The 12298-nt window shown below is 60.8% G+C and carries 11 protein-coding genes; 6 read left to right on the top strand and 5 right to left on the bottom strand.

Going from position 1 to position 12298, the window contains the following annotated elements; translation table 11 throughout:
- Window position 1: 1 nt before the first annotated feature.
- Window positions 2-1018, bottom strand: a complete 1017-nt coding sequence (gene rfbG / locus A5645_RS07795) for a CDP-glucose 4,6-dehydratase (RefSeq protein ID WP_065129119.1) — start codon at window positions 1016-1018, stop codon at window positions 2-4.
- Between the two features lie 266 nt (window positions 1019-1284).
- Entirely contained in the window at window positions 1285-1773 is a 489-nt protein-coding gene (locus A5645_RS07790) for a GtrA domain-containing protein (RefSeq protein ID WP_065129118.1), read from the bottom strand.
- 310 nt (window positions 1774-2083) lie between these two features.
- On the opposite strand from A5645_RS07790, the gene A5645_RS07785 reads away from it, so the two are divergent.
- The 6 genes from A5645_RS07785 to A5645_RS07760 all read left to right on the top strand — a co-directional run bounded on the left by A5645_RS07785 (window position 2084) and on the right by A5645_RS07760 (window position 9093).
- Complete coding sequence (locus tag A5645_RS07785) at window positions 2084-2356, top strand: hypothetical protein (protein ID WP_155767896.1); 273 nt, start codon at window positions 2084-2086, stop codon at window positions 2354-2356.
- Between the two features lie 94 nt (window positions 2357-2450).
- Window positions 2451-3923, top strand: coding sequence for an ArnT family glycosyltransferase (locus tag A5645_RS07780; RefSeq protein WP_065129116.1), 1473 nt, complete (start codon window positions 2451-2453; stop codon window positions 3921-3923).
- Window positions 3924-4224: 301 nt separating this feature from the next.
- Window positions 4225-5496, top strand: a complete 1272-nt coding sequence (locus tag A5645_RS07775; RefSeq protein ID WP_253866871.1) for a nucleotide sugar dehydrogenase — start codon at window positions 4225-4227, stop codon at window positions 5494-5496.
- Window positions 5493-6512: an NAD-dependent epimerase/dehydratase family protein gene (locus A5645_RS07770; RefSeq protein ID WP_065129114.1), complete on the top strand. Its 1020-nt coding sequence runs from the start codon at window positions 5493-5495 to the stop codon at window positions 6510-6512. Before A5645_RS07775 ends, A5645_RS07770 begins: the two co-directional genes overlap by 4 nt.
- A 5-nt stretch (window positions 6513-6517) precedes the next feature.
- Window positions 6518-8029, top strand: a complete 1512-nt coding sequence (locus A5645_RS07765) for a glycosyltransferase (RefSeq protein WP_065129113.1) — start codon at window positions 6518-6520, stop codon at window positions 8027-8029.
- A 20-nt stretch (window positions 8030-8049) separates the two neighbouring features.
- Window positions 8050-9093 (top strand): NAD-dependent epimerase/dehydratase family protein, encoded by a 1044-nt coding sequence (locus A5645_RS07760; protein ID WP_366663756.1) that lies wholly within the window; start codon window positions 8050-8052, stop codon window positions 9091-9093.
- A 28-nt stretch (window positions 9094-9121) separates the two neighbouring features.
- On the opposite strand, the gene A5645_RS07755 is transcribed toward A5645_RS07760, so the two are convergent.
- Genes A5645_RS07755 through A5645_RS07745 form a run of 3 tightly spaced genes read right to left on the bottom strand, consistent with a single transcriptional unit; the run spans window position 9122 to window position 12115 of the window.
- Window positions 9122-10399, bottom strand: a complete 1278-nt coding sequence (locus A5645_RS07755; RefSeq protein WP_065129112.1) for an FGGY family carbohydrate kinase — start codon at window positions 10397-10399, stop codon at window positions 9122-9124.
- On the bottom strand, window positions 10371-11453 hold the full coding sequence (locus A5645_RS07750; protein WP_065129111.1) for a 3-dehydroquinate synthase: 1083 nt from the start codon (window positions 11451-11453) through the stop codon (window positions 10371-10373). Before A5645_RS07750 ends, A5645_RS07755 begins: the two co-directional genes overlap by 29 nt.
- Window positions 11450-12115, bottom strand: coding sequence for an SDR family NAD(P)-dependent oxidoreductase (locus A5645_RS07745; RefSeq protein WP_253866880.1), 666 nt, complete (start codon window positions 12113-12115; stop codon window positions 11450-11452). Before A5645_RS07745 ends, A5645_RS07750 begins: the two co-directional genes overlap by 4 nt.
- Window positions 12116-12298: the final 183 nt, after the last annotated feature.

The following is a 12298-nucleotide window of genomic DNA, read 5'->3' as shown; positions in this document are numbered from 1 at the left end:
TTCAACGAAGGGCTTCGAAAGCTTCGATCTGTTCGCGGGTCACCTCAAGCGGGTCGGCACCGTTATGGACTCGCCGTTCCCAGTCAATTGTCCAGGCGACGGCATCACGGAAGCCCAGCCGGTTGCGCCAACCGAGTTCCCGTTGCGCTTTGCCGGCGTCAAGGGCCAGCAGATTCGCCTCGTGTGGGTGGTCACCGGGCTGGTTCTCCCAGTGGGCGCCGCCACCCCAGAGCTCGGCGGCCAAAGTGGCGACCTGGCCGACCTCTACGAAACTGTCCCGGCCGGGACCGATGTTCCACTGGCCCAGGCCCGATCCGGCCAGCAGCGCATCAGCGATGGTGAGGTAGCCGTTGAGGCAGTCGAGAACGTGCTGCCAGGGACGCACCGCACGCGGAAACCGCAGCAGTGGTGCTCGGCCCGACGAGTACGCGCGCACCAGGTCCGGCATCAGGCGCTCGGGGCTGACGTCGCCGCCGCCGATCACGTTTCCGCCGCGGGCGATCGCGGTGGGGCAACCGGGGTAGCTGCGGATCCAGGATTGGGTGAGCAGGTCGGCCATCGCCTTGGATGAACTGTAGGGGTCATCACCACCGAGGGGGTCGGTCTCGACGTACCCGGCTTCCTGGTCGACGTTGCGGTAAACCTTGTCGGTGGTGATGACGATGTGCGCCCGCACCGATGGGGTAGCGCCTACGGCGTCCAGCACATTAAGTGTGCCCATGGCGTTGGTCTCGTAGGTGTATCGCGGTTCCCGGTAGGACTCGCGGACCTGCGACTGGGCGGCCATATGGATCACGACGTCGGGCGCGGTGTCCTGGATCGCCGTTTTCGTTGCCTCGGCGTCGCGGATGTCGACGCGAAGATCGCTCGCCAGCAGTTCGGTGAGGTGGGCCCGCTCGAAAAGGCCGCCTTCAGCGGGATTGAGGGCCAAGCCTGATACTTGGTGGCCGCGGCCGAGCAGGAGAAAGACGAGCCAGGGGCCTTTGAAGCCGGTGTGGCCGGTAATCAGGTAATGCATCGGCTATCGCCCCAATACGCGCTCGAGATTCGGTACAAGCTTCGGCACGAGCGTCTCCTCTAAGCAGCACGACAAATGCCACATACTATGCGCCGATGAGCAGCTCGATCGGCAGCTGTCCGTGGTTCACTCGGCAGAATCGTGAAATTTGTTGGCGTGCAGGCATACCGGCTACGTTTCGCCTTCTGTCCAGCCGAGATGTCGAGGTTCTTCAGCAGGGCGGAAGCCGCGGGACTTCACGCACCAGCGACGGACGAAAGCGCCGGTCAAGAAGCCTGATGGACCAACGATCGTTCAAGTACCTGTCCGTAGTTGGCTGGTGTCGAAAACCAGCGGTCCAACAGGAAGTACCGCCCGATCCAGACTACGCCGAAGCCGAGCACCTGAACCAGGAGCACAACTGCACCTTTAACTGGCCGCGCCTCGCCAACCATGGCCTTCTCGACTAGGTAAGTCAAAGAAGTGGCCAACGACACGGCCAACATGACGGCGAACCAAAACGCGAGTGCTTGTCTCCGCATGTTGGGGCCCGCACCAACGCGCCAGACGAACCGCTTGTTAGCCAGGAAGTTTGGAACCGTGACGATAGCTGATGCCAAAAACGACGCTGCGGTGTAGTGGTGAAACCATAGGCCGAAAAGTTGGATGAGTCCTTGGCCGATCGTTAGGAAGGCGAGCGCCACCGCGGCGTACCGCAACCTCTTGTCGATTGTGGGCATGCCACAGTAGCCGCTGACGCCCCCCACGAGCCTCATGCTCGATAAATTACCCCTCTCGAGCCCGCGTGTTGCCGGAACTGAGAATTTGCGTCGGCAGGGTGGTTGGACGAGCATCGTCCGTACGTGTTCAGCAGCCAGACGTGCGGGTGACGTGCGTTCACATTTGCTGGCTTTGCGCAGTCGGCGACCCTATTTCGGTCAAGACCGGCAGGTGAATTGTGCAAATACCCTGCGTGCGGTCACAGGAGCTCGTACGCTCCACTCGGGCCAAGTCTCAGGGTGGGGAAGATGTGTGCTGACACCCTGTGCGCGGTTTGGGAAAGACGCGGGGGAAGACGGCTGTCTCATGACAACTCGAGCCATTGAACGCATGTGCATCATTAGCGGTGCCGGACACGTCGGTCTGCCGCTGGCGCTGGTGCTTGCGGACAGAGGATTCCCCGCCGAAGTCCTGGATACCAACGCAACCCAGTTGAAATTCGTGATGGCGGGCGACGTGCCGTTCATCAAGAATGGCGCCGAAGAGCTGCCTGAGCGACTGCCGCCTTGTGGTTGGATCTCGGTGACCAGGGACTCGTGGGGCAGTCTTCTAGCATTGATCTGGCCTGCAGCGGGATGACCAAGTGCTCACATCTTTCATGCTGAGCCGGCTAGAAACGGCACCCAGGAGCAGCCGAGCAGTCCGTGCTTTGACGAGTCATATCTACCGATCGGTGGATCCGTTTGTCGGGTGGTTAACGGCGTTGATCCTTGTCGGAACGTTGATTCGTATCCCGCAGCTGTCGCACCGCCTCAACGAGATGCATGAGTTCCGGCAAACCCAGACAACCTACGCGGCACTAGAATTCGCCCGTCAAGGTATCGACCTGCTGCACACCCCTTTGCCTGTGTTCGGCCCGAACGCCGACGTGCCGATGGAGTTTCCCCTTGCGCAGGCGATGGCGGCGTTGCTGATTCGCATAGGTGTGGGTCCTGACTCGGCGATGCGCATCGTAGGGCTCGTGGGTTTCCAGGCGTCGGCGTGCCTGCTAGCCGTGCTGGTTTACCGGTGGCACGGAAAGCTCACCACGCTCGTGGTGCTAGCGCTTTTTGAGTTTTCGCCGTACGGATTAGCATGGGGCGCATCCGCGCTCGTCGACTTCCCCTCTGTTGCATTTTCGCTCGGAATGGTTCTCGGCCTTGACTCGTGGTTTCGCAACCGTTCAAGTATCGGGCTGCTTCTTGGTTCGATCAGCGCATGGCTGGCCTTCCTCGTAAAGACGACCACTCCACCGGCTTGGTGTGTGCTCGTGGTGGTTTCGGCTGCGTCGGCATACTCAGCGAATCGGTCGTGGCGCCGGATGTTTGTAGGGTTGCTGGCCGGGCCAGTGCCGGGTTTGGCGCTGGGACTCGCATGGGCTCATCACGCTGACGCCATCAAGGTCCACAACCCGGTTGCGCAGTACTTGACCAGCGGAGAACTGCAAGATTGGAACTTCGGAACTCTTCAGCAAAGGCTGGATCCGATCGCCTACATGCCGGCACTCGCCAGGATCGGTTTGGAGATCGCAGGACCGCTTTTTCTGGGGGTGGTCTTCGCAATCCTCGGTATCAAGTGGGCCCCAACAAAACTCGAGCGTTTCCGCCGCGCCGGATGGCTTGCGACTACACTATTCGCACCACTGCTACTGCTGAACCTCTACTTCACACACAGCTACTATCTCATCGCTGTCTACCCAGCGATCGTCGCCGCCGTCGGGATAGGGATCGTCGCGCTAGCTCGACGAGTGCAGCCGGATACGGAGGTCTTTGCAGCCGCCGCGACCGCGCTCGTCGTGATCGGCTCAGCTGTCCTTATGTACAACCCATTGCAGTGGGCAATGGCGCCCGCGCCTGACCTGGATGCGCAACATATGAAGGCTGTCACCAGCCCCGACGACTTGATTGTGGTGATGGGCTGCGACTGGGATCCCACAATTCTTTATTACGCCGATCGGCGGGGGTTGATGCTTCCGGACTGGCTGCTTCCGTTTCCAAGTAAGGTTGACCAGGTATGGGCGGGGATCAACGTCAACGACTACCGGTACGTATTTACCTGCAACCTCCGCCTCGAAATTGTGAAGTACCTGCCTCCCGGGTACTCGGTGATCCCAGGACCGGCACCAGGTTTGTGGAAAATCATTAGTGGCCAAGCCCGCGCCGGGTGATCCCTGGACCAGTCTCGCCCGGCCTGCTACTTCACCTGGACCTGCGGGCTGCTGTGCTGTTGGGTTGAAGCCGGGTGTTCTGACTTCCCGGGCGCTGGTCTGGAGGTATTGATGGTTACGTTCTCGGGTACGCCCCACCTGCGGCAACAACACACACCTGAAGATCCAGCTGAATAATCGGCGGAAACGCCGGTAGGGCGACCGGAAATTTCGTACGCTCGTCCCAAGGAAGTTATCTCCCTGGGCGGTGGCGGCTGAGCGCGTGCTCCCGGGGCGAGAGACGTCGGGTCGATCAGGGGAGGTGGCGGTTCGCGTGGCGGGTCAGCCAGAAAAGCGGATCTGCATCGTAGGTGGTGCGGGTCATGTTGGGTTGCCGTTGGCATTGGTGTTAGCGGATGTGGGCTATACGGTCGACATCTTGGATACCAATGTCGCGGCGTTGAAGACCATCATGGCCGGCAAGATGCCGTTTATTGAGAACGGTGCTGAGGAGCTCCTGAAGCGCTTGTTGCCGACGGGTCGTCTTGCGGCCAGTACGGATTCGTGGATCGTCCGCAATGCTGACGTGGTGATTTGTGTGGTGGGGACGCCAGTAGATGAGTACTTGACTCCCCAGGCGCATACGTTCTTTCGGATAATCACGGAGATCAGTCCGTATTTCCGCGATGATCAGACGCTGGTGTTGCGTAGCACGGTGTATCCGGGATTGACCCAGCGTGTTCATGATTCGTTGCGAGAACGGGGGATTGGAGTTCACGTGACGTTCTGCCCGGAGCGGATTGCGCAGGGGCATTCGATTCGTGAGTTACGGGTGATACCTCAGATCATCAGCGGTTTTGATGAGGAGGGCGTGCGGGTGGTGCGCGAGCTGTTCTCGCGGATCACCAGCGAGATCATTGAGGTGGAACCGCAAGAGGCGGAGCTGGCCAAGCTGTTCTGCAATGGTTATCGCTACATCCAATTCGCGGTGGCGAACCAGTTTTATCTGTTGTGCCGTGAGGCAGGTCTGGACTTCGACCGTGTCCATCACGCGGCGACGTTCAAGAACAGCCGGGTGGACTCGCTACCGAGAGCTGGGCTGGCGGCTGGGCCGTGCCTGTTGAAGGACACAATGCAGCTAGCGGCGTTCAGCAACAACAACTTCATGCTCGGGCATGCAGCCATGCTGATCAACGAAGGCCAACCGCAGTTCATCGTCAATATGCTCAAGCGTCGAGTTGACCTGCGTGACAAGACAGTTGGCATCCTCGGCATGACGTTCAAGGCTGACTGCGATGACACACGTGACTCGCTGAGCTTCAAACTGCGGCACCTGCTCATGCTGGAGGCCAAGGAAGTCATCCGCCACGATCCCTTCCTGGATGGACCGGATTACCTCCCGCTGGACACTGTCGTGGAGCGCGCTGATGTGCTGGTGGTGGGAGTACCGCACTCCGAGTACCGCGGTTTGCAGGTTCCGCGGGGCAAGATTGTGGAGGACGTGTGGGGCTGCTTGGACGTCAGTGACTTGGGGGAGAGCGCCTTGAACGGCGCCGAATTGGCCACGCTGGGCTCGGGGGCTGCGGCCCGGTGAAGGTTCTGGTTACGGGCAGCGCCGGCTTCATCAACGGCTATGTGGTCGAGGAATTGCTGCAGGCCGGTCACGTGGTGGTCGGGATCGATAACTACTCGAAGTACGGCCCGGTCGCGAAAAGCTACGACAATCATCCGAACTATCAGTTCGTTGAGGGTGATGTAAAAGACGTTGACCTGATGTGTCGTCTGGTCGAGGGCTGTGAGCAAATGGTGGCCAGCGCGGCCCGTATCGGCGGCATCACCTATTTCCATGAGTACGCCTATGATCTGCTAGCTGAGAACGAGAGGATCGCAGCAGCCCATTTCGACGCGGCGATCTACGCGTACAAAAAGGGATGGCTGAAGAAGATCAACGTGATCAGCTCATCCATGGTGTTTGAGAACGCTAGTGTGTTCCCCACACCGGAGAAGCACATCACCGAATGTCCACCTCCGACAAGCACTTACGGGTTCCAAAAGTTGGCCTGTGAGTACTTCGCGCACGGCGCTTACGAGCAGTACGGCTTGCCTTACACCATTATCCGTCCGTTCAACTGTGTCGGAACCGGTGAGCAGCGCGCGCTGGGTGGACGCGAGATTCCCAGTGGCAACGTAAAACTGGCGATGAGTCACGTGGTACCGGATCTGGTGCAGAAGGTCGCCAAGGGCCAGGATCCGCTGCACATTCTCGGCGACGGCACGCAGGTGAGGCACTATACCTACGGTGGTGATCTAGCCAAGGGCATCCGCACCTGCATGGAGCATCCGGCCGCACTCAATGACGATTTCAACCTGTCGACTCCGGAAGCCACGACGGTCGTGGAACTCGCGGAGGTGATCTGGCGCAAGATGCGCCCCGGCGTGCCGTTCCGCTATGAAAGCGACCCGCCATTCGAGCATGACGTCCAGCTGCGTTCACCGGATGTCCACAAGGCCACGCAGGTGCTCGGCTACTCCGCGACTACCACACTCGATGCCATGCTCGACGAAGTTATCCCCTGGATTGTCAAAGCCGTCAACGCTGGGACTATCTGACCTGTATGGGTGCTAGTCGCAAGAATCACCAGCTCGCCGCTGGCGGCAACAACCTACAACAGCTTTACCGACAGCGATTCGGCCACAACCTTGAGGCGCGGTCAGCTCTGTGGGGTGTTCTGGTTCGTGACTTCTTTCAAGGGTGGATCAAACGTAGTGACGCCGTGGTCGATTTGGGTTGCGGCTACGGCGAATTCCTGAATCACATCAAGGCTGCGCGGCGAATCGGCGTCGACCTCAACCCGGACAGTCGCAAGCTCCTAGAACAGGGGATCGAGTTCCACCAGTGCCGAGCCGAGGACCTCGGTTTCCTCGAGGATGAATCGGTCGACGTCGTCTTCACCAGCAATGTACTCGAGCACTTGCCGAACAAATCCGCCGTCGATCGCGCTATCGCCGAGGTGAGTCGAGTGCTCAAGCCCGGCGGGCACTTCATCGCCTTAGGGCCGAATATTCGCTTGGTGGCAGGCGACTACTGGGACTTCTGGGATCACTTGGTGCCGATCAGCGACCGTTCGCTGACCGAGTTGCTGGGCATCCACCAGTTCAAGATTGTCGACACCTATGGTCGTTTTCTCCCGTACTCGACGTATTCCCCGCTGCCGCAAGCGCCGATCCTGGTGCAGCTGTATCTCCGTTCGCGGCTAGCGTGGCCGCTGTTCGGCAAACAATTTTTGATACGAGCCCAGAAGCCGGTCGCAGCCTCGGACGAAGACCGCCTCATCAGTGTGGTGATCCCCGTGTACAACGAGGGGGAGAACATACAGATCTGTCTCAGGCGGCTCAGCACAACTCTGGCCGACATGCCCCACGAGCTCATCGTCTGCTACGACTTCGACGAAGACTCCACTTTGCCGGCCATCGAAGCGATGCCCGACCGTCCGGCGACGGTACGGCTCGTGCGGAATTCCCTCGGCAAGGGCGTTGCCAACGCCTTGGTTGCCGGCTTCGCCGCCGCGCGCGGGGATGTGATCGTCACGAGCATGGCCGACCTATCGGACCCGCCCTCAGTTATTCCATTGATGGCAGCCAAGATTCGGGACGAAGGCGCGGACGTGGTCAGCGGATCGCGGTATATGCCCGGGGGCTCTCAAAGCGGAGGGCCGCGGCTGAAGACTTTGATGTCGCGGACGGCCGGACTCAGCCTGCATTATGTGGGTGGGCTGGCGACCCACGATGCCACCACGAACTTCCGCGGCTACAGCCGCCGTTTCCTCCGAGAGGTGGCGGTAGAAAGCGTTCGCGGCTTCGAAGTGGGACTGGAGCTCACGACGAAAGCGCACTTGCTCGGCTACCGCGTTGATGAGGTCGCGAGCAGTTGGGAAGACCGCACTGCTGGCACCAGCAAGTTCGATCTAAAGGGTTGGCTTCCTTCGTATCTGCATTGGTATGGGCTCGCGATGAAAGGCCCAGTTTTGCGATGGACGAGCGGCGGGCTGGCGTCAGCCGGGGCCATGGCTTTGCTGCGCCGACGCCGACGCGATGCCGCAGCTTTTACGACGAAGAGGATTAGATAGTTCGTAGCACCCGGAAGGGCGTGCCTTTGTCGCTGGCGGCTACGGAACGTACTTGGGCTTCATCGGAGCGTTGGACGCACTCGAAGCTCTCCGTCGCCATAGGCTCCCTCTATGAGTTTCTGGCCCGCGACGTGACTGAATTGCTGAGTCAAAGCGCGCGCGCGCTCGCGGCGCATGCGCTTGGAACCGACCGCGTCCTCATTACTGGCGCGTCGGGCTGGCTCGGGCGGACCGCCCTGGACTTACTAGCCCCGCTAGAGCTTCCTACTCTCGCCCTAGCAAGTCAGGCCCGCACCATCCGAGTTGGTAACCGCGAGGTCGAATGCCGGGTCTGGGACGACCGGGCCGTAGCCGCTTTCGCGCCCACTGTTGTGCTGGACTGCGCGTTTCTCACCCGAGACCGAGTTGCCGGCATGCCACTTGCCGAGTACGTCGCGATCAATCGCGTCCTGACCGAGCGCCTCTGTTACGCGACCATGCTTCCCGATGTACGTCTTTCGCTCACCGTCTCGAGCGGAGCGGCGGTCCACCCGCACGACGCTCTCGACGGCCGAGTCGAGGATAACCCGTACGGCTACCTTAAGCGCGAGGCCGAGCACCGCTTGGCGCAAGCCGCCGCCGAGAGCGGGGCGGTGCCCGTCATAGTGCGGGCCTGGAGCATCGCCGGTGCCCACATGCAGAAACCACAGAACTACGCACTGGGATCGATGATCCAGGCTGCCGCGTCAGGGGCAATCCGAATCACTGCGCGCCAGCCGGTGTATCGCCGATACGTACTCGCCGAAGAGCTGCTCGCTCTGGGGCTCGCCGAGGGCGGCATCGGTCCGGCCACGATCGATAGCGGAGGGGAGTTGGTGGAGATGAGTGAGCTGGCTACGCGCATCGCTGCGATCCTGCGCTCGGATGCCGTCATAACTCGCGACGAGGTCGATCCTCGCGAGCCGGATAGGTACCACTCCGACGGCAATGATTGGCGATGCCGTTGCCAGACATGGGACCTGGCGAGCGCTTCCCTTGACAGTCAGATCGAGATCACTGCCCGTGGCGTGCTTAGTCGTGCGTGATCACATTTAATCCCGGTGTTGGCAATCCTTACAGTCGACCCGCAAGGACGGCGAGTCCGCGGAGAGCCATATCGCCTTCCGGCACGACTTTCGCCGGACGATCCAGGCCCGACTGGATTGCGGAGCGCAGCGGGGTGAAACGCTGGGCTACTCCACCGCAAAACAGCAACTCGTCAGTCGCTCGGAATCCGACATCCGCGGCCCCGTTGACGTAGGTCGCTGCGACGGCAGCAACCAACGCCCGCAGCATGTCTTCGGGATTGTGTGCGTCCGTGATGCCCGACCAGCCGCCACCAGCGGCGCTGTGGAAGTTTGGATGTGCTTTAAGAGGCTCGGGGCGTCCGGGCGTTGCGGCGGCCGCCGCGGCCCATCGCCATGCCTCGTCGTCGGCGCGACCACGCGAAAGCAAAGCGACTCCATGCGTGAGTGCGCGCCCGGCTGGCAGGTGGGTTCTGGTGTGCAGCAGTAACCCGTCAAAGTACGGCCGGGTCTGGCAGCGGTTCCCGGCGTGCTCGGAAGCGAGCCGGGCAACCTGTCCGCCGGTGGAGATATTGAAAGCGGTAACGTCCTTCGCAATGCCGGCACCCAGCAACGCCGCCTGCTGGTCACCGACCGGGGTGAAAACCAGAGCGCCCGATGAACGGTGGACGCCGACCACGTCGAGCGTCGACGTCGCCCGCGGCAACGAAAGTCGTCCACCTCCTACAACTTTGGTGATGGGCTCGGACCACGATCCGGCTTTGAGGTCGAACATTCCGGACGCGGCCGCGTCGGTGATGTGCTGCACGAAATCCGCTTCGCTGGTCAGTCCGGCAGCGACCCAGGACAGTAGGCTATGCACGCGGAGGTGCCCGTCGATCGCTGCGAGATCCGTCGCGTAGATGCCCGCTGCGGGTAGACCGGACCGCAACTCATTGCCGGCGGCATGCCAGACTTCCGGCGGCTGCGCGTCGCGCAGCTCGTCCACATAGCGAATCCCGTTGTGCGGCAGTAGGGCTCGGTTATCTTGGAAGGTGGCCAGCGTCAGGTGGGGAACGTTGCGCTCATCAGTCAGTGTCCAGCCGTGCATCTGGCCGCTCAGCAGGATTCGCGCAGGGCTTCTGGCTAGTGGCATTACTGATGAAATGGCCGCCTCGACCGCGGCCAGAACCCTTGCTGGCTCGACCGTGCGATACGGCCCTTCGAGCGACGTGAACGGGGGAAATGGGAAGTTGCTCTCGCCGACGATACCGTCGTCGGGACGTACGACTGCGACCTTGATGTAGGTAGCGCCGAGGTCAACCAGCAGCGAAGAGCGGGTTGCCATTTACGTATTCCGAGACCTCGGCGACGAGTGCTTCGTCAAGAGGCTTCGGCACAATCCTGAGGTCACCCTCGTCATGTAACACAGCAAAATACATGACGCCTTTACGCACCTTCTTGTCGCGTTTGAGCGTATCAACGAGTTCGCGCGCCGATGGAATGGTCGCCATGGTGTAGTCAGTATTGGCAGCAAGGACCGCACGTACCCGCGCGGCCGTTTCGGGATTGGTCAGTCCCCACTTGACGCCTAGAAAGTTTATTAGGTCCATGCCCCACATCACCGCTAGTCCATGCGGAACCTCGTTGTGAGTCAGCGCTTCGAGAGCATGGCCGAAACTGTGACCGTAATTGAGCACCCGCCGGAGATCCGACTCGTGTTCGTCCTTCTCGATGACCAGGCGCTTGCTCTCTAATGCGTTGCGGATCATGTGCAGCAAATGCGGGTTGCGGTGGCCGTTATCGCGCAAGGCCTCGGTGAGCTCACCGAAGAACGCGCCCTCATTAGTGAGCGCAAGCTTGTAGATCTCGCCGTAGCCCGAATCGACCTCGACCTGCGGCAGGGTCTCCAAGAACTCCGAGCAAATGACAACATGGCTGGGTGAATGGAAGACGCCCAGCTGATTCTTCAATGGCAGCACGTTGATGCTGGATTTCGCTCCGATACAGCTGTCCGCTTGGCTGAGGAGAGTGGTCGGAACGTATGTCCAGGGCACACCACGGTAGTAGATGTGGCACGCGAAAGTAGCAACATCCTGTACTACGCCACCACCGATCGCCACGATGTGCGCCGAGCGGGTCGCCCTGTTCGCCAGCAGCCAATCGACGAAATGGCCGACGCCAGCAAGGGTTTTGCTCTCCTCATCAGCCGTCAGTCGATAGGTCGGGCGCTCCAGCAGTTCACACAGATCCTTGCCATAGAGGTCGATCAAGGCCTTGTCAATGATCACGAAAGTCTCTGCGTTAATGTCGATGAGTCCAGGGACTGACCCGACTTCGCCGACGAAGTCCACTGGGTAATCACCCTGCTCGGATTTGATGATCATCCGATCCTGGGTCACACGCACAGAAAACCTCCGTCGATCGCGATGGACTGTCCCGTTATATACGAATTTTCGGCAGATGCCAGCCAGCAGATGAAGAGAGCGACCTCTTCCGGTTCTGCCGGACGGCCCACCGGAATGCGTTCGGCCAACGCCTGTAGCTGTTTCTCATCGTTGTTCTGGTAGGTCAGCTCGGTGAGCACAAATCCTGGGGCTACGCAATTGGCCAGCACCCCGAACGGCCCGTATTCCACCGCGACCGACCGCACCATTTCCTCAATCGCAGCCTTTGACGCGCTGTAGGCGACCCGCCCTGGGCGGGCGCGATGCGCGTAGACGCTCGAAACCGCAACCACTCTGCCGTATCCGACTGCTGCCATCCGAGGAAGCAAACCTTGCAGCAGTAAGATATTGGAGCTGACGTTGACCTGTTGCGTGCTCGACCAGTTCTCCATCGATAGCTCTTTGAACGGCTGCGGATTGTTGATGCCGGCGTTGAGCACCAACGTATCTACGGGCTCGTCAAGATTCGCGAGGTATGCGGCGACCGATTCAGGCACCGCCAGGTCCAGATCTTGGCGTGCGGGCCGCAGCACTCGTATTCCCTTCGACTGCAGGGTGTCAGCGACGCTACGGCCGATACCGCGGGCGGCGCCGGTAACAAGGGCCGTCGGAGGCACTGCTTTCAGAACCAAGTCTCGCGGACAAGTGTGCGCAGTTGGCCGGACCCGGTCAAGGCTCGTCCTTCCGGTCGTTGGTGCACGAATCCGCTTTAGCTTAACCAGTCGTGGGCACGCTACGCCCATGAAATAGGCTGCCGCGGGCACAATGCGCCGCCTGCTTCAGCAGACGCCACACTTCGA

It is taken from the genome of Mycobacterium asiaticum (genome assembly GCF_001673635.1).
GTDB lineage: Bacteria > Actinomycetota > Actinomycetes > Mycobacteriales > Mycobacteriaceae > Mycobacterium > Mycobacterium asiaticum_C.
The sequence above is the reverse complement of the archived record's forward strand: the minus strand, read 5'-3'. Positions and strand labels throughout refer to the sequence as shown.